The sequence below is a fragment of the Planococcus sp. S3-L1 genome, assembly GCF_030063085.1.
Lineage (GTDB): Bacteria > Bacillota > Bacilli > Bacillales_A > Planococcaceae > Planococcus > Planococcus kocurii.
Genome location: NZ_JASISN010000007.1, coordinates 101,282 through 120,419, shown reverse-complemented (window position 1 = coordinate 120,419; position 19,138 = coordinate 101,282). Strand labels below are relative to the sequence as shown.

Below are 19,138 nucleotides of genomic sequence, written 5' to 3'. Positions count from 1 at the left end.
GGCGGAACTAGTCGAGGCTTTTTTAAAAAGAGTGGAAAAGATGTGTATACTTTTAATGAAACGCTGCGTCTTATGGGTAGTTAACTAGAAAAAGTAGGTGGCCACTTGCAAACGCAAACAATTGAGGATTTGTACCGGGAAAAATCGCGTCTTATATTTCGGTACCTACTCAAAATTGGGTGCTCGAAACAAGATGCAGAAGATATTGTGCAAAATTCTTTTTCAAAAGCAGTAGAGCATATGATTCATATGGAGATGGCTAATCCTTCAGCATGGTTGTTTAAGGTTTCTATAAACGATTATTATGATCTATGCCGGAAAAAGAAGCGGTATCCGAATGTGCAAATCGACGAAACCTTCTTTGAAAATATGCACAGTACCGAGGAAGCCGGTGAGCAACGCCTAATAAGACATGAAAACAAACGGGAGATTGAAGCTGTATTGGAACAATTGCCTTCTGCACAATCCAATTTACTTCTTTTGAAATACGAGCTTACTTTATCATATGAGGAAATAAGTGATCTTTTAGATGTTAAAGTCGATACGATTCGAACGACGCTTTATCGCTCACGTAAAAATTTTAAACAGAAATGGAGTGAGTATATTGAAAAAAAAGGATGAATTGGACGAGTTATTTGCTTTTGAAAACAATAAGCAAGACCTTGTTGCAGAGGCGAAAAGAAAAAGTACTGTTCGTATGACATTCATTAGCGGACTCGTCTCGCTCTTCGTCCTGATCCTGATTGTATTGATCAAATTACAAGTGACGCCTTGGTTACTAGATAGAGAATTGGCCGCACAAGAAGTTTATTTTGACGTATACGGTGCGAATCTATTTATTGGACCGTGGGAAGAGTCGATTCGACTTCTAGACAGCGAGGCGACAGCACCGCAATATAAATTGGTAGACGGGCGGCCTGTATACCTAGGTGAAATCTCCAATTCTTCAAGGAATAGAGAAGTGTACCTGTCACCGAACGACTATGAAACCTATAATTACTCGGGTGAGAAGGTCATGAATTTTATCCACCCAGCAACGTCCATTACGCACGTGCCGATGGATGTTATGAAGTTGGATATGTTTAATGACCAACAAAAAATCGAAATGGGAATTTCATTTGATCAGCCCTATTCATTAAGTGAAGTCGAAGCGATGTTGCCTGAAGATAGTGTACTTCAATGGGCATGGGTTGATGTTTATACAGATGAAGAGGTCAAAGGAAACGAACCAGCGAGAGTGTTTACAGAAAATGAAGTAATCGGGTTTTCAATGGTGGACGAAGCAGGAACCGTATTGGAAAGTCCGGTTGAAAAATTTATGGAATCTGTTGTGTATGGGAAAAACCATAGAGGACCCTATAAACAAGGGATGGAAGAAATCTACGAACAACTTAAACAAAAAGATGAGGTAGAGGAAACAACAATCAAAATTGTTGGTGCAGTAGTCGTCGGAAAAAAAGAAGAGCTTCAGCAATTTCAAAACGAACCGCGTGTTCGAGCATCGAGCATCGGCGCAGTCATCGATCAATTCAATTAAAAGGAGAAGAAAACAATGAACAAAACAATACAATGGGTTATTTGGGCAATTGTCTTAGTTGCGATTAATATACCAACAATCTTATTCGCTTCATTTTCGCTTTTTGGAACAGCAGAAGGAACCCGTATTTTTTCGATGGATTACTTAATTGCTGGACTTGTGCTAATTTTAGGCAATATTATTGTCATTCACCTATTTTTAGCGATACGCAGAAATCATTTTTCAAGTTTTATTTATGGATTACTTGTTGCCGTTGCAGAAGCAGTAGGACTTTACGTATTTATTGGTACATTTAATGCAATTGTCTTAACTATAACGGGTATCAGCATTGTTGCAGCAATTATCTTATTAATTTATGAACTCAACTTACACAAATCTCGTCAATAGGATTTCTTGTTTTATCTTCTTAGAACCCACGCTCCTAGTTGAGGTATACTACTAGTACGAATTGACCGAGGAGCGTGAAACGATGCCGGATTTTCTAAAAGATTATTTTACTGATCTATCGGAAGGCTTATTCTCAACATTGAATACACCAGATGCTTATTTCAATAAAATTGCATTGACGGTTATTGTGGTTGTGCTGGCTGCACTTTTTTATTTTTTGGTAAAGAAACTGCTGACACGCAATGAAACGGATTTTAAAAAACGACTCAAGTCTCAGAAAGTCTTAAAAAGCGGCGTGATGGTACTCACCATTCTTTCTATCTTATTTATTTGGATTCAGGCAATCAATGCACTGATCTTAATTGCGCTGCTGATTGGTGTTTTTTTGGCCTTTATGGTGAGAGGACTTACGACAAATATTACGGCGTATTTTGTCATTAAGTATTGGAAGTATTTCGAGATTTCTAACCGAATAGAAATCAATGGCATCATTGGAGATGTCATTGATATCACCCCGATAAACCTTAAGTTGCTAGAAGTACGTGGCGGACTATCAGCTGATGCCAACACAGGAAGAGTGATCAAGTTGCCAAACAGCATTATTTTCAACGAATCTCTTGAAATCGTTGGAGGCAAAAATTCCTTCGTATGGCAAGAAATCAGCTACGTTCTTTCTTTTGATAGCGATTGGCAAGCCGCTGAGAAGATGATAACCGAAGCAGGCGAAACGTATTTCGAAGAACAAGTACAGCATCAATTGAAAAAAGATATTCTTCATTTGTCAGAACAACAAGCAGCCTTGCGTCCGGTGTTCTCAGTAGATACGAATGATGCAGGAATTGTATTAGTATTACGCTATCTCGTTGATTACCAACACGGCACGCAGGTGAAAACAGAATTACAACGCAAGATTTTGCCGCAATTAATAAGCTGTTCAGCTATCGAATTTGCGGTTTTGGAAGTGAAGGTGTTTCGTGGGTAAGTTGGCGTGAGCGCCATAAAAATAGGTACTAGACCAAATAAACTCAATGGAAGACTGATAGCCCATTCCGATAAAATATAAAAATTCTCCGACACATATGTGTGTCGGAGAATTTTTAAGTGGAGTAATTGATTCATCGATTATTCGCTTGATTTCTTGTCGCGAATAGCAAAAGACAATAGTAAACCGAATGCAGCGACACTCCCTGCTACGATGAAAGCAACGTTCACACCGTGAATCGCATCAGCTACAGAGCTACCGCTTGCCGCAGTAACGGTAATGGTCACGAGTACAGCTGTTCCAATCGCTCCTGAAATTTGGCGGAAGGTGTTATTCATTGCTGTACCATGAGAAATTAGGTGAAGGGGCAATTGGTTCAAGCCAAGTGTTGTAGATGGCATCATCACCATTGCGATACCAAGCATCCGAATGGCGTTTAACGTTGCTAAATACGCAAAGGTTGTTTCTTGTGAAAGATTGGCAAAGAAAAACGTTGTAACTGTCAAAATGGCAAAACCAATACGCAATAACCATTTTGCTCCGTACTTATCAAACAACGCACCGGTTACAGGGTTCATGACGCCCATAACAATTGCCCCTGGCAACAACATCAGCCCAGAATGCAAGGCGTTAAAACCAAGGAGATTTTGCATGAAAAGTGGAAAAATAACGGTTGTTGCAATCATTGAAGCAAATACGATCATACCAAGCGCTGTAGCCAGTGAGAAGATGCTGTACTTAAATACACGAAATTCAAGGATAGGTTCTTCCAGTTTTAACTGCCTCGTGATAAACAAGTACAGCGTAACCGCACCGACTAAGAGCGAAATGAGTACATTCGGGCTAAGCCAACCGACGTTCCCTGCCACACTAAAGCCGTAAAGAAGACCACCGAATCCAAATGTCGAAAGGACAATCGATAAATAATCCATTTTCGGATTGGTTTGTTCGGTTACGTTTTTTAGTAAAAAGTAAGCTGCGACAATAATAACAATCGCAATCGGTAACACGACATAAAATACACTGCGCCACGGATAATGGTCAACTAGGTAACCCGATAAACTCGGTCCGATCGCAGGTGCAAAGGCAATGATTAAACCAAACATACCCATCGCTTTGCCGCGTTGCGAAACAGGGAAGATTAAAAACAAAATGGTTTGCAAGAGTGGCATCATAATTCCGGCACCCGCACCTTGCAACATACGCCCTATTAACAAAAACGTGAAGTCAGGAGAAACGGCTGCGACGAGCGTACCTGTCGCAAATATGCCCATCGCGGTCAAAAACAAACTGCGCGTCGTAAACTTACCGATTAAGAACGCGGTGATGGGAATCATAATGCCGTTGACCAGCATGAAAATAGACTGCAACCATTGAACCGTACTTTCACTAATCTGAAGATCTTTCATAATCGGTGGTAATGCCGTAGCAAGAAGTGTTTGGTTTAGAATGGTGATAAAAGCACCTGATAGCAACACAGCTAACAGCGGAATGTATTTTTTTAAATCGAATGATTGAGACGTATCGACAGTTTGTGAATGAACCATTATTTTATGAACACCTCTCTAGTTGGGTTGTGAACCTTTGTATAAGGCTGTTGGAATCTAAAGTCGACTTGCTTTTAAAAACGAAGAACAGTTATCTATACCCTAATTTTCTCGTTTGATGCCACGAGGTGTGGATGTTTTCTACTACCGCTTTACCCACAGTTATATAGAAGAAAATAGAAGGAAAACGAATAATTATTCATTCAACTTGATTGTAGAATTTCAGAACAATGAACCTAACTTCATACCTATTACTTCGTATTAGTTGCCTATTGAATCGGAAGATTTTAAAGCAAAAGAAGGATAAAAATAAAGTATACAGAATTATTAGAATGTATGGATAAAAAAGGAGGAATTGGTTTGGGTACTCTAATGATGGATAAGGTAGGAATTATTACAGCAGCGGGGAGTGGACTTGGAAGAGCGAGTGCGCTTGCGTTTGCCGCAGAAGGTGCAAAAGTGGTCGTCTCTGATATTAATGAAGAAGGCGGTAAAGAAACAGTGCGACAAGTCGTAGAGGCAGGTGGCGATGCAATTTTCTTACGATGCAACGTTGCAGATGAGCAAGAAGTAATCGATCTTGTGAAGCAAACGGTCGAACATTATGGCCGCTTGGATTGGGCACATAATAACGCTGGAATTGGTGCGCCATCTTTGCCGATTGCAGAAACGAAAACAGCCGACTGGGACCGTTGTATACAAATTACGCAAACTAGTTCGTACTTTTCATTAAAACACCAAATTCCAGCAATGCTCGATTCTGGTGGAGGAAATATTGTGAATACCGCTTCTACATCAGGTCTGATTGGATCAGAAAACTTAGCAACTTATAGTGCTGCAAAGTGGGCGGTCAATGGACTGACGAAATCAGTCGCGCTAGAATATGCAAAAAAAGGAATTCGCGTCAATTCAATTTGTCCAGGGATGACGCTAACTCCTGCTGTAGAGGCGTGGGCAAAAGAAGTACCTGACCAAGCAAAATACGTAGAAAATGATATTCCGCTTGGTCGCATGGCCCTCCCGGATGAACAAGCACAAGCGGCGTTATGGCTTTGTTCAGATCGATCTTCATACATCACGGGTGTAAATTTAGCAGTAGACGGTGGTCAAACTGCGAAATAACCAACTAACGCAGCTCGGCTAGTGCAACTAATCTCAGTACAAAACCTAATCCTCCTATGGATTAGGTTTTTTGAATCCCTCGAATACGAGGAAATGGCTTGGAGGCTTTTTTATAGACACAAGTTACAGATTATACTATTGTTAAACCAGGAAAACTAAAAAAGTTTTTAAAGTTTTTTGAGGAGGAGAATATATTGAAAGCACGAATCATACAAGCATTTATTGAGGAAACACGTTACAACGGGATCAAATTCACGATGGATGAGCTGGCAAAGCGCCTGGGCATAAGTAAGCGCACATTATACGAAAATTTTCCATCGAAAGTGGATATTCTTGATGCCATTATTGACAGTACACTTAATGAATTTGACTATCAGACTCGGCAAATAATCGATAACACAGATTGGACGCTTGCTGAAAAGATTAAAAAAACCATTGCTGTTTTACCGAAATACAATGAATTTTACGATTTGCGCATTCTGGAGCAATTAAAACGCACCTATCCTGAACAGTGGGAGCGCGTAAATCGGGAGTTCAACCAGTGGGATGATATTAAGGGGCTTCTTGAAGAAGGTATTCGAACAGGGATTGTTAAGGATATAAACATCGACTTGTTGATCAGAGTGATTATAGAGGCTTCCAACATTACACTGGATAAACATTTCTTTTTAGTACATAGCATTACGGTAACAGAATCAGTTGAAACAATTGTGGACGTATTATTGACCGGAATTTTAACTGGAAAAAAGGATGAATGTCCTAATTCGTGATATACCAACCCCTTTTATGTTGGTAACGTAATTCTTAGATGAGGATTTGAATTGGTTATGGAAGAGAAACAAATAACAAATAGATTGGACATGGAATCAGTAGGAAAATCTTTCTTGAGGTACTTAATTCCGTCGATTGTTGGAATGTTGCTGATGGCTGTTAATATTGTTGCTGACGGGATTATGGTCGGTAACAAGTTAGGACCTATCGCTTTGGCTGGTGTCGGAATTGCGGGACCCGTATTCACTATTTTTGTAGCGATGTCCTTATGGATTGGTATTGGTGCTGCGACTCGATATTCGGCAATGATGGGTGCAAAACGTCCAGATCAAGCACGGATCATTTTTTCACATGCGATCACCTCTATCTTTGTCTTAACGATCATCATTGGACTGACTGCCTTTATCTTCAGAACAGAACTTGCTTATTTACTAGGTGCGAATGTGGATACGTTTGAATATACATCCGATTACTTGAACGTTATGTTGCTGTTTGGATTCGTCTTTACCGTAGAAAACACTTTTAGTATTTTAGTGCGAAATGATGGAGGTCCTAATACAGCAATGATTGCGCTGATTTCTACGTCAGTGGTCAATATCATATTGAACTATGTGTTTTTATTTATACTAGATTTTGGCGTAAAAGGTGCAGCTTTTGCAACGATACTTGGTGGACTTGTTGGTTTAGTGATTCTCAGTACGCATTTTTTTAGAAAAAAAAGCAACTTACGTTTGGTACGTTTCAAGTTTGATAAGAAGCTTACTCTTCTTATATTAGCGGTTGGGTTTCCAAGTTTTCTTGCAGAAGTCGGAATTTCAGTTTTTACGATTTCTCATAATCTTACCTTTAAATATCTTGCTGGAACTGTGGGTGTATCAGCTTTTACCATTTTGAACTATGTTCACAGTGTGATGTTGTTATTATTTCTCGGAATGGGTGCTGCTATCCAACCGTTGATCAGTTATTACAGCGGAGCCAAGGATGAAAAAAAGATAAAGCAAACGATACGTCTGGCAATAGCTACATCTCTAGCAGCGGGTATCTTCTTTATGCTCATTGGTCAATTTGCAGCAACTCAGATTGTCAGCTTGTTTGGTGACTTCCCAGAAGAAGTGCTGGCGTTAGCGGTATCGGGCATTAAACTATTTTTTATCGCCTATCTCTTTATGGGAACAAACTTTGTCATGATGACTTATTATCAATCTATTGGACATATTCGAATGGCGACCTGGATTACTGCAGCACGCGAAATGATTGTTTTGCTAATCTTACTGATGATTATGCCTCGACTATTTGGAATGACGGGTGTCTGGCTCGCGATTCCAACGTCCGAATTTATCGTTCTTGTGACAATTTACTTCTACCATAGAAAATGGCATAGCTAAGAGTTGATTTTGATGATATTCAGATCGTGTTCGACTTTACAGTTAGCTAAAATATATTAAAAGAGAGAAACCTTAGCGTATTTGGGTTCTCTCTTTTTTTGCATCGTGAAAATAGGAAGTGCAGAAATCAGATAAAATAGAACTGAATTACTAGTTTCTCAAATGAAGGAGCGGAAGCTTGGTATCACTCAAATAGGAGTGTAGAATATAAAAAAAATTGAACATTTCGTATCATTTTATACGAAATGATTGACAGAGTATTCAAACGGAATTATGATAAATGGAGTGATTCGGAAATGCATCCCGTTATTCGGAATTATATAAAAGTGCTGTAGGAGTAGAAAGATGGAGGATGGTTATTATGGTCAACCGAGCGATTGAAAATTGTGATGCACTTAGACCTGCATCTGAAGTAATGCAAATCCAAAGACTAGGAGTTATGCGCTCAACCAGTCTCAGTTTTTTACGAATTATGTTCCGCAAAATGATGCGCGAAGCTTGGGATATTAAACAAACATTATTCGATTTAGATAACGATGGCTACGGGGAAGCTTTATATAAAATTACAACTCCGCAAGGACATTATACGTTTGTTGCCTTGTCACGAGAAATTAGTGATGAAGTTCGAAGTGATCGTGTCATTTCAGAACGATGGGATATCACGTTCGCATTGTGTGAAGGCGAAGTTTCCGAAAAGAAATTAAAAAAAATGAAGCAAGAACTTCCAAAACAAGAAATGGGCAGAGGCGATGTAACGGATCTCGTTTGGTCAAGAGCTAATAAAAGTCAGCGTGTTTTCAAGCACGTTGTGGAAGCGCTATCAAAAGGAGAACAGCCAGACTTAAATATCCTATACGAAATTGGCTATTTGTTCAGAACGACAGCGGTTTATGGTAACGGCAAGTTTGGCATTGCGCCTTATGAAAAAGTGAAAGAACATCATACATTCAGCGGTGCATTTCAAGCGCAAATGTTCGCGGTGTATATGTTGCGTCATTTCAGCTTTGAAATGGTTGAACACATCGCGCGCAAACAGAATCCACAAGCGGCTCAACTGGGAGTAGAGGCAAAAAGATTAGTAGGCACAGGGAATGCAACGGGCCTTGGAATGGTTCCTTATGTGATTTCGCATCCAAAACTTCTTAACCAGTGGATGATGATTCGAGAAACGGCATTGGCGTGTGCAAAACAAAAAAACCCTTCACCTGAAGATTATAAGCGTTTCATTCGCAACTTAGATCGGGTTCATCACTTCTTTGAAAGTGCACCTATTCCGCACACATTGTTTTTTGAAAACCCGAGACACTTAGCTAATGAAGTCGAAGCCATTTTAACGTTAGTAAAAGATAGTAGTGAAACAGCAATTCGTTCAGGAGGCAATACTGAACAGACTTGGGTGCAACTGACGGACCGAGTAAAAGAGCAATTTACTGTCGAAGCACAAGAACTTATTAATTCTCAACTAATCGAATTATATCCAGAAATTATTGTAGACTTGGAGCAACAAACAAATGCAGATGATCGCATTCTCCTAGTACCTGAAATGACGATTGGAGCTCTGCGTTCAATTATCAAAAAGCAGTACGAGTGGGTATTCCAATATGATTTCAGTCAACCTGAGCAAAAACATTATTTCTGGTATCGATCAGTCGAAAAAGAAGAACCTCGTCTAGGTGAACACGGAGTCGATCCCGGCGCTGAACTCGCAATGCCAATGAATATCGCCGAGCAAGTTCAACAACTCACAGCAGAACTAGCAACATGTGAAGATGAGCAGTCAGTTGCGTTATTCTTATTTGAAAAGCCAGAATTAAGAGGAATTGTTAGAAGAATTCAATCCCTTGAAGGATTACCATATGGTGAAGTACAAGCGAATTTAACAGGGGCTGATTTACTGCCAGTGTACTTGTTGCGATGTAAGCTAGCGATTTTTGGAGCAGAACGATTTGATCCGAAGTCGAATCGGTGGGTTCGCATTACATTATTCCAAGGTGCTCCATTAGTTGAAGAAATCGGAACCTCTGCATTTAATGATGATTGGTTCTATCCATTATTACCAAATTCGGAGGAGATCAAATGACGATTGATATAAAAGACATGATGGTTATAGACGCACTAGAACTAAGTAAATGGGACCGAGATTTTGTAGTGATGCTGCAAAAGGGTGGCGTTACGTGTGTGCATGCTTGTGTTGGATTGTGGGAGAATGCTCGTGAAACTTTGACCAAAGTGGCGGAATGGCATCGATTCTTTGCGGATCACAACGACCTAGTAATGGCTGTAAAAACAGGAGAAGATATTGCTACAGCGAAGCGTATCGGAAAACTGGGCATCATTCTTGGTGCACAAAATACATCTGCTTTAGAAGATGAACTGGGATTAGTATCGGTATTCAATCAACTTGGTGTGAAAATTATGCAATTAACATACAATAATCAAAATCTTGTCGGTAGCAGCTGTTATGAAGAAACAGATCCTGGTCTTTCAAGATACGGCAAGAACGTCATTGCCGAGATGAACCGCGTTGGAATGGTCATTGATTTGTCCCACGTGGGCAACAAAACATCATTAGACACACTGGCACTATCAAGTCGTCCAGTTGCGATTACCCATGCTAATCCAGATTGGATTTACCCAACAAAGCGTAACAAGTCAGAAGAAATTTTAACGGCATTACGTGACAACAAAGGTGTGCTTGGTGTGTGTGCTTATCCTCACTTGATCAACGGAGCAGGTACAACTTTAGAAGAGTTTTGCGATATGATTGCACGCACTGCAGATTTCATGGGGATTGATCACATCGGAATTGGCACCGATTTGACGCATAACATGTCTGTTGATTTTCTGGCATGGATGAGAATGGGAAGGTGGACGCATGAAATCGAGTATGGTGCGGGTTCAAAAGAAAATCCAGGTTGGCCGGATTGGCCAGAATGGTTCCAAACGCCACTGGATTTCCCGAATATTGTTCAAGGGTTATCTGCTCGTGGCATGACGTTTGATGAAATTTCTAAAATTATGGGTGGTAATTGGTACCGTTTCTTCGACGAAGGGTTTAAGGCGCAGAAGGAGTTGGTGACATGCGTGTCTCTCACATAGAATTATATACGCATTGCAAAAAAATCTTTCAAGCGTGTGGAGTTCCTTACGGATACGCAGAAGAAGGGGCAGAAACCGTTGCAAATGCCGAGTTTCTTGGGTTATATGGATTGCAGCAATTATCAGATGAGTTGCCAAACTTACAAAGCCAACTAGAAGAATTGAAAATAGTAAGTGAAACAGCGCAACTGACAGTGATAAATGGGGGCAAACAAAGTGGAATGTTACTCGGAAAAGCGTGCGCGGATTACGTAATTGCACGTTTGCAAAATCAACAATCAACCGCTGTGTGCATTAAACAAACGACTCCGTCACGCGTACTGGCACAGCAAGCTATGTATATGTCAAAAAAAGGACTGGGAAGCATCATTTTGTATAAGTTAAGAGGTCACTCGTCGCTCATTATCGCGTCACCAAGTATGGAGTTTCCGGTGATGATTCATAAGCGAAACAATGCGGACATAGTGGAAATAATCAATAAACAATTGAGGCTTACTGGAGACAAAGCGCTCGTATTGCCGGAAACTTTTACAGACTTTTTCATGTTCGGAACAAAGTCTATAGAAGCCATAGATCAATTGATTGAGCAATTCGAACAAACAATCGACCCATCTTGCATTATCACAACAACTGAGGATTTTGAACAAAAATGGATTTCTTCATGGGAAAACGGCGCAGAAATCAACAAAGAATTGTGGATGGATTTAAACGAAACGGGCAAGCGAATGTTAGTCGAATCAACAGACCAATCCCGATCGCATGGAGCGGGCTAAACCATATAACAGTTGGAGGAGATTGTAAATGATGACAGTAAAAAATGAAGTACGCGTGTTAAAGAACTTTATCAATGGTGAATGGGTAGAAACATCAGGAACAGATATGCTTGAAATTAGAAACCCTGCAAACAAAGATGAAGTTGTGGTAAACGTTCGTCAGTCTAACGAAAAAGATGCGCAAGCAGCTATTGAAGCGGCAGCAGCAGCATTTCCAGCATGGAGTAAAACACCCTCTCCTGCAAGAGGCGAATACTTATTCAAAATTGCAGCGATCATGGAAGCAGAAGCAGAAGAAATTGCTCGCATCATTGTTCAAGAAGAAGGTAAAACATACGCAGATGCATTTAAAGAAGTGAATTACGCAGCAGGCATCGTGAAGTTTTATGCAGGTGAAGGACGCCGCATGACAGGGCGTATCATTGAATCGGATATGGCGGGCGTTCAAATTGAATTACACAAAGAAGCACTAGGTGTTGTATTGGTCGTAACACCATGGAACTTCCCATTGTCGATTCCAGCTTGGAAAATTGCGCCTGCTATTTTGAGCGGCAATACGGTTGTGTTAAAAGCTTCTTCTGAAACGCCATTGACAGCACAGAAATTTATGGAAATTGTTGAAAGAGCGGGTGTACCTTCAGGTGTCGTAAACCAATTAGTTGGACCGGGTCGCCTTGTAACGGAGATGATCAATCATCCTGCAGTTAAAGCCATTACATTTACAGGATCAAATCGTGTAGGAAACTTAATTTACGCAGAAGCCGCAAAAGAAATGAAACGTGTCTTGCTTGAAATGGGTGGCAAAAATCCATTGATCGTGATGGAAGATGCCGACGTGGATGCAGCAGTCGCACTTGCCGTAGCTGGTGGATACGGTCAAACGGGGCAAGCCTGTACAGCAACGAGTCGTGTAGTTATTCACAAAGACATTCGTCAAGAGTTTACGGATAAATTAGTGGCGAAGTCAAAAGAAATCAAAATAGGTAATGGCATGGATGAAGGCGTTACAATGGGTCCTCAAGTAAGTGAAGGAGAGCGTCAATCTACGTTAGATCTCATACAGAAAGCAATCGATGAAGGCGGCGAAGTATTAACGGGTGGCGGAATTCCAGAATTTGCAGGATCAGACAAAGGATTTTTTGTTGAACCAACTGTTATCGGTAGCGTAAAATCAGCGATGACCATTGCACAAGAAGAAGTATTTGGTCCTGTTATTAGCATTATAGAAATTGACTCAATTGATGAAGCAATTGAAGTAGCAAATGACGTGGCATTTGGTTTGTCAGCTGCTATTTGCACGAAAAACTTAACATACATGAACCGTGCACTTAGCGAAATTCAAGCCGGAATTGTCAAAGTGAATATGACGACAACAGGCACATTCTTCCAAGCACCATTTGGCGGCTACAAGCAGTCAAGCACAGGCACATATAAAGAGCTAGGCAGCGAAGCCGTTGAGTTTTATTGCCAAAACAAAACACGTTACATTAACAGTAACTAAGTAAAGAGTAGCAGCAGGGAAGGACGCAGCCTTCCCTTTCTATTTTACTAATTTGCATGTAACATAATGAGTCATAATAGAGTGCAAAGGAGTATATGAATGTGAAAAAAACACCGGAAGTATCAGCAACAGTAGTACGTGCCATATCAATTATTAATTATTTGAATGAAGGATCAGGTTCAAAAGGTGTCGGGGAAATTAGTAAAGACTTAGGGCTATCAACGACAATTGTTCATCGCTTGTTAACAACATTAAAAATTGAGGGCATGGTTTTTCAAGATCCTCGTTCTAAATTATATTCTTTAGGAACTGTATTTTTAGATTATGCCAATAAAATCTTAACGGAAGTGCCTATTGCCCCTGTGGTTGAACCGTGGCTGTTGTCGCTACGCAACGAAACAGAAGAAACAGTTGGATTTTATATGCCAACAGGCCAAATGCGCATATGTGTATTAGAGTATGAAAGTCAGCAAGAAATCAGACGTTCAGTTGGAATGGGCAAACGGTTACCGATTCATGTCGGTGCAAGCGGACGAGCGATTCTTGCATTTCAGTCAACTGAATTACAAGAGCGTGTGCTGTCAACACGCCCACTAGAAGAAAGAAGTCGAATCGAGCAATTGCTAGAAGAAACAAGAAATCAAGGATATGCAACAAATGAAGAAGAAATTACGACCAATGTAGCAGCGATATCGGCACCGGTATTTGATCCGCAGCACCGCGTTATTGGTGCAATCTCCATATCCGGTCCACTTTTTAGATGGAACCGTAAAACGATGGAGCCGCATATCTCGAATTTATTGGCTGCAACAAAAGAAATTGCATACTCACTCTAAAAAGGGCAAGGTGATCCAGATGAAACCAGAAGATAAATTAAAAGAACTAGGATTAGCGTTACCTGAAAAACGTGCAAAAGGGGGAAATTACATTTCTTGTGTTCGAACAGGAAATTTACTGTTTTTATCCGGTTCACTTTCTTATGATGTAATTGGAAAAGTAGGCGACACCTTAACGATTGAAGAAGGCTATGAAGCTTCAAGACAAGCGATTTTATTTGCGTTAACGACGATTAAAGAAGAAGTTGGAGAATTATCAAAAGTAAAGAAATTCGTCAAATTACTCGGCATGATCAACACGGCTTTTGATTTTACGGGTCAGGCAAAAGTTATGAACGGCGCATCAGACTTATTGGTTGAAGTGTTTGGTGAAGAAGTTGGCACGCATGCGCGAACTGCAGTTGGCATGATGTTGCCGCGCGGAGCAGCTGTTGAAATTGATATTATCGTTGAAGTGGAGTAAAATCTCTCCACTTTTAGAAAGTAAGCGGTTACAGACTGTGCGGATTGAGGGGGTTTTATTTTGAACAAATACAGATCGAGAACAGACTGGCCTGTACTGCTGATTAGTGGGGGATTACTCGTTGCTTTTGTACTTGCGGCATTTATCAACGTAGATTTTGTATCAAATATGGTCAATCAATCTTTTGCATTTGCTGTTAAATACTTCGGATCATTTTGGCAAATATTGCTGTTAGGCACGTTTTTTATTGCACTTTTTCTCGGGTTCTCAAAATACGGCAACATTCGTTTAGGGGGTCTTGAAAAGCCGGAAGTTGCTTATTTTAAATGGATTGCCATGATCATGACGACGTTACTAGCAGGTGGTGGGGTATTTTGGGCTGCTGCTGAACCGATGTATCACTTTCTTGATCCTTCCCCTAATTTTGCTGGGGCAAGTGTAGTGGGCGGTACAGAGAGCGCTGTTATTCCTGCATTTGCACAATCTTACTTGCACTGGGGTTTTCTGGCATGGTCGATTCTCGGAACGCTTGGAACGATTGTGTTGATGTATGCACATTACCAAAAAGGCATGCCGTTAAAGCCGCGTACTTTGCTGTATCCTTTACTCGGTGAAAAAATCATGAAAAACAATGCACTTGGGACGATTATTGATGCGTCTGCAGTCATTGCTGTAGCAGCAGGAACGATTGGACCGATTGGGTTTCTCGGCTTGCAAGCCGCTTACGGAATGGAAGCGTTGTTCGGGGTACCTAACACTTTGTTGACACAAGTAATCATTATCATCGCTGTAGTTGTCATCGCTACGATATCAGCTGTTACAGGTTTGCGTAAAGGAATCCAATTTCTTAGTAATTTAAATGTCATCATTACGCTAATCCTAATGGTTGCGATTTTACTACTGGGTCCAGGTGGATTTATTTTCGATACATTTCTCGCGGCATCAGGCGTTCACTTGCAAGAATTCCTTGCCATGAGTACGTTCCGCGGAGATTCGGTGTGGTTAGGATCTTGGACCATTTTTTTCTGGGGCTGGTTCCTTGGCTATGGTCCCATGATGGCGATCTTTATTTCAACGATTACGCGCGGACGTACGATTCGTGAATTGATTTTGGCGGTGTCCATTATCGCACCAGTCGTTACGGCATTTTGGTTTACGGTTGTCGGAGGTACGGGGATGTTTTATGAACTAGCTCAGCCAGGCGTTATTTCGGAGGCATTGAATGCATCAGGTACACCAGCTGCCATGGTAGCGATTACGCAACAATTGCCACTGAGTTCATTCATAGCACCGCTATTCCTGCTAGTTACCATTTTGTTCGTTGTCACGACTGCGGACTCGATGGCTTATACCATTTCAGTTGCGATAACAGGAGACGGTCATCCGCCAAAATCGATGCGTGTGTTCTGGGCAATTATTATGGGGGCAGTAGCGGTTGTGCTGTTAATGATTAGTGAAGGGGGAATTGAAGCGATTCAATCGTTTATTGTTGTTACAGCAATTCCGGTTTCCTTGCTGTTACTACCGACTTTTTGGGCTGCTCCAAAAGCAGCGAAAATCATGTATGAAGATCAGTTTGGAAAAGAAGTTAAAGAGAAGAAACCAGTGACAATAGCTGATGAACTGACTGCAAGTTCATTAGAAGACTAAGAAAGCTAGAAATTTCAATGGATTCGCATATGTTAGTTAGCAATATGCATTGCATCAAAAGGCCGCTAATCCAGTAATGGATTGACGGCCTTTTGAATGTTGTATTCACTACTGCTTATGTTGAAGTTCGGCTACTCGTTATTGAGGTATAGTAAGAGTGTTGATTTAAAAGCGAGTGTAACACGAGAATCTTTTTTGGAAGGTTGGTGAAACGTTTGCCAAACTTTGCAATCACCATCTTTGATAGAGCATTTAACGAATAGAAAGAAGGAAGTTATAGTGACCTATGCCATACGGAGTGCACAGCCAGAAGACGGTACGAAAATTATTGAGTTTTATAATAGAGTTGGTGGAGAGACAGACTATTTGTCATTTGGTCATGATGAATATTCCCTGTCTGCGGAGAGCCTGACACAAGTCATTGTACAAATGAAAAAATTCAAAGGTACTTGTATGTTTCTTGTAATAGAAGGAGAAGAGATTTTGGGGATCGGCACAATTGATTCTAGTTCTAAGCCTAGGTATCGCCATGTGGGAACACTGGGCATTGTGATTAGTCAGTCACATACAGGAAATGGACTAGGCCGCGTATTGATGAATACTTTAATCGATTGGGCTAAGACAAATGGACAAACCGAAAAAATTTCACTCGTCACGCGTGCAGATAATGAGCGTGCCATCGCACTTTATAAGAAAGTAGGGTTTGAGCAAGAAGGTACTTTTTATCGAGACGTCTATGACGGCGAACGTTATTACGATAACTTGTCCATGGCACTTTATTTATGAGGATAAAAATCCCTAGCATAAAAGCGTGTTAAAGACTTTTTGAATGTATTTACTAATAAAAGGAGCGGAAATGGTTTTAAGTAGAATTTAAAGGATAAACAAAAGAGAAACAAGCTAATGTTCAGAGATAACTACTTGGTTTTGGGCGTTTGTATGATAGAACTTCCGTAAAAAGGATGTTAACTGAATCTATCTCTTCAATTCATATTGTAAGTGATGAAAGAGTTGGTAAATTGTGTGTATATCATATACAATTGTATACTTATTGCAAAAAACCTTTCAAGTGAAAAGTTCTTTCTTTCTATGCAAAGTAAGAGTGGAAACAATTGAAACGATTACTGTTTATGGAGGTACAGCTTATCATATTTGCCAGGTCAATTGTCTAGTACACAGGATCGACAAAAGTAGATGGAAACAAAAATGGATGGTTGCTTAGACAATTGTGGATAGCGGATGCTGTCACTTGCGGCAACTATTAAAATGGATATCATAACCAAACAACAGCTAGAAATATGTATGTAGATTTTATGCGGATAAAGGAGGTTTTATTTTGAATAAATATAGATCGAGAACAGACTGGCCTGTACTGCTGATTAGTGGGGGATTACTCGTTGCTTTTGTACTTGCGTCATTTATCAATGTAGATTTTGTATCGAATATGGTCAATCAATCTTTTGCATTTGCTGTTAAATATTTCGGAGGATTTTGGCAAGTGCTGTTTTTAGGAACGTTTTTTATTGCACTTTTTCTCGGGTTCTCAAAATACGGCAACATTCGTTTAGGGGGTCTTGAAAAGCCGGAAGTTGCTTATTTTAAATGGATTGCCATGATCATGACGACGTTACTAGCAGGTGGTGGGGTATTTTGGGCTGCTGCTGAACCGATGTATCACTTTCTTGATCCTTCCCCTAATTTTGCTGGGGCAAGTGTAGTAGCTGCTACAGAGAGTGCTGTTATTCCTGCATTTGCACAATCTTACTTGCACTGGGGTTTTCTGGCATGGTCGATTCTCGGAACGCTTGGAACGATTGTGTTGATGTATGCGCATTACCAAAAAGGCATGCCGTTAAAGCCGCGTACTTTGCTGTATCCTTTACTCGGTGAAAAAATCATGAAAAACAATGCGCTTGGGACGATTATTGATGCGTCTGCAGTCATTGCTGTAGCAGCAGGGACAATTGGACCGATTGGGTTTCTCGGCTTGCAAGCGGCTTACGGAATGGAAGTATTGTTTGGAATTCCGAATAACTTGTTAACGCAGGTAATTATTATTATTGGTGTAGTGATAATCGCTACAATTTCGGCTATTTCAGGTTTACGTAAAGGGATCCAATTTCTTAGTAATTTAAATATTATTATTACACTGATCTTAATGGCTGCGATTTTGATACTAGGACCAGGTGGTTTTATCCTCAATACATTCCTGGCGGCGACAGGCGTTCATCTTCAAGAATTTCTTGCCATGAGTACGTTCCGTGGAGACTCAGTGTGGTTAGGTTCTTGGACCATCTTTTTCTGGGGCTGGTTCCTTGGTTATGGTCCAATGATGGCGATCTTTATTTCAACGATTACGCGCGGACGTACGATTCGTGAGTTGATTTTAGCAGTGTCTATCACAGCACCAATCGTCACGGCATTTTGGTTTACGGTTGTTGGAGGTACGGGGATGTTTTATGAGCTAGCCGAACCAGGCATTATTTCGGAGGCATTGAACACTTCGGGTATGCCAGCTGCGATGATGGCCATTACACAACAATTGCCACTCGATTCATTCATTGCACCGTTGTTCTTGTTGGTTACCATTTTGTTCGTTGTCACGACTGCGGATTCGATGGCCTATACCATTTCAGTTGCGATAACAGGAGACGGTCATCCGCCAAAATCGATGCGTATTTTCTGGGCAGTTATTATGGGGGCAGTCGCAATTGTGCTATTGATGATTAGTGAAGGGGGAATTGAAGCGATTCAATCGTTTATTGTCGTTACGGCGATTCCAGTTTCCCTGCTTTTAGTGACAACTTTTTGGTCTGCTCCAAAAGCAGCAAAAGTTATGTATGAAGATCAATTTGGCAGAACTGCTAAATTGAAAAATAGAGCCGTAGTCAGTAAGAAAACAAAAGATAATTCACTAAAAGACTAAGTTCATGCTCATCTTGTTAACGGATGTATGTTGAAAAACACACTAGAAATAACTACTCAAACAGCCAGCAACGGATCATCCGTTGCTGGCTGTTTTTTTGTCAAGAAAAAGCAAAAGGGTAGATATGTTCAAAATATGACAGCGCTTTTAAAACTTCTC

The 19,138-nt window shown here is 40.6% G+C and carries 16 protein-coding genes and 1 pseudogene; 16 read left to right on the top strand and 1 reads right to left on the bottom strand.

The genetic code is table 11. From position 1 onward, the window contains the following. Positions 1–105 precede the first annotated feature (105 nt). From QMF37_RS09240 to QMF37_RS09225, 4 genes are all read left to right on the top strand, one after another. On the top strand, positions 106–621 hold the full coding sequence (locus QMF37_RS09240; protein WP_071154644.1) for an RNA polymerase sigma factor: 516 nt from the start codon (positions 106–108) through the stop codon (positions 619–621). Further along, positions 605–1,537: an anti sigma factor C-terminal domain-containing protein gene (locus QMF37_RS09235; RefSeq protein ID WP_169835254.1), complete on the top strand. Its 933-nt coding sequence runs from the start codon at positions 605–607 to the stop codon at positions 1,535–1,537. The genes QMF37_RS09240 and QMF37_RS09235 overlap by 17 nt, the downstream gene beginning before the upstream one ends. A gap of 15 nt (positions 1,538–1,552) precedes the next feature. Then, positions 1,553–1,924: a hypothetical protein gene (locus tag QMF37_RS09230; protein WP_071154641.1), complete on the top strand. Its 372-nt coding sequence runs from the start codon at positions 1,553–1,555 to the stop codon at positions 1,922–1,924. Positions 1,925–2,006: 82 nt separating this feature from the next. Beyond that, positions 2,007–2,906 carry a mechanosensitive ion channel family protein gene (locus QMF37_RS09225; protein ID WP_078080129.1) on the top strand — a complete coding sequence of 300 codons (900 nt, stop codon included), beginning with the start codon at positions 2,007–2,009 and terminating at the stop codon, positions 2,904–2,906. A 140-nt stretch (positions 2,907–3,046) separates the two neighbouring features. On the opposite strand, the gene QMF37_RS09220 is transcribed toward QMF37_RS09225, so the two are convergent. Beyond that, complete coding sequence (locus QMF37_RS09220) at positions 3,047–4,453, bottom strand: MDR family MFS transporter (RefSeq protein WP_283478031.1); 1,407 nt, start codon at positions 4,451–4,453, stop codon at positions 3,047–3,049. Between the two features lie 360 nt (positions 4,454–4,813). On the opposite strand from QMF37_RS09220, the gene QMF37_RS09215 reads away from it, so the two are divergent. From QMF37_RS09215 to QMF37_RS09160, 12 genes and pseudogenes are all read left to right on the top strand, one after another. After that, entirely contained in the window at positions 4,814–5,575 is a 762-nt protein-coding gene (locus QMF37_RS09215) for an SDR family NAD(P)-dependent oxidoreductase (RefSeq protein WP_283478029.1), read from the top strand. A 194-nt stretch (positions 5,576–5,769) separates the two neighbouring features. Then, the gene (locus QMF37_RS09210; protein ID WP_078080131.1) at positions 5,770–6,345 is read left to right on the top strand and encodes a TetR/AcrR family transcriptional regulator; all 576 of its coding nucleotides are present in this window, start codon (positions 5,770–5,772) and stop codon (positions 6,343–6,345) included. Positions 6,346–6,402: 57 nt separating this feature from the next. Continuing rightward, complete coding sequence (locus QMF37_RS09205) at positions 6,403–7,731, top strand: MATE family efflux transporter (protein WP_078080812.1); 1,329 nt, start codon at positions 6,403–6,405, stop codon at positions 7,729–7,731. Positions 7,732–8,092: 361 nt separating this feature from the next. Further along, complete coding sequence (locus tag QMF37_RS09200) at positions 8,093–9,811, top strand: hypothetical protein (RefSeq protein WP_071154638.1); 1,719 nt, start codon at positions 8,093–8,095, stop codon at positions 9,809–9,811. Next, a complete protein-coding gene (locus QMF37_RS09195; protein WP_071154637.1) occupies positions 9,808–10,830 on the top strand; it encodes a membrane dipeptidase in 1,023 nt (340 codons plus the stop codon). The genes QMF37_RS09200 and QMF37_RS09195 overlap by 4 nt, the downstream gene beginning before the upstream one ends. Beyond that, positions 10,812–11,603, top strand: coding sequence for a DUF3726 domain-containing protein (locus QMF37_RS09190; protein WP_058386347.1), 792 nt, complete (start codon positions 10,812–10,814; stop codon positions 11,601–11,603). The genes QMF37_RS09195 and QMF37_RS09190 overlap by 19 nt, the downstream gene beginning before the upstream one ends. A gap of 28 nt (positions 11,604–11,631) precedes the next feature. Then, on the top strand, positions 11,632–13,104 hold the full coding sequence (locus tag QMF37_RS09185) for an aldehyde dehydrogenase family protein (RefSeq protein WP_237150185.1): 1,473 nt from the start codon (positions 11,632–11,634) through the stop codon (positions 13,102–13,104). Between the two features lie 95 nt (positions 13,105–13,199). Next, a complete protein-coding gene (locus tag QMF37_RS09180; RefSeq protein ID WP_071154636.1) occupies positions 13,200–13,940 on the top strand; it encodes an IclR family transcriptional regulator in 741 nt (246 codons plus the stop codon). Positions 13,941–13,959: 19 nt separating this feature from the next. Further along, on the top strand, positions 13,960–14,403 hold the full coding sequence (locus QMF37_RS09175; RefSeq protein ID WP_071154635.1) for a RidA family protein: 444 nt from the start codon (positions 13,960–13,962) through the stop codon (positions 14,401–14,403). 60 nt (positions 14,404–14,463) lie between these two features. Continuing rightward, positions 14,464–15,957, top strand: a pseudogene (locus tag QMF37_RS09170) (BCCT family transporter); the annotation flags it as partial. A 375-nt stretch (positions 15,958–16,332) separates the two neighbouring features. Continuing rightward, positions 16,333–16,839 (top strand): GNAT family N-acetyltransferase, encoded by a 507-nt coding sequence (locus QMF37_RS09165; RefSeq protein ID WP_169835255.1) that lies wholly within the window; start codon positions 16,333–16,335, stop codon positions 16,837–16,839. A gap of 550 nt (positions 16,840–17,389) precedes the next feature. Beyond that, positions 17,390–18,979, top strand: a complete 1,590-nt coding sequence (locus QMF37_RS09160; protein ID WP_283478002.1) for a BCCT family transporter — start codon at positions 17,390–17,392, stop codon at positions 18,977–18,979. Positions 18,980–19,138: the final 159 nt, after the last annotated feature.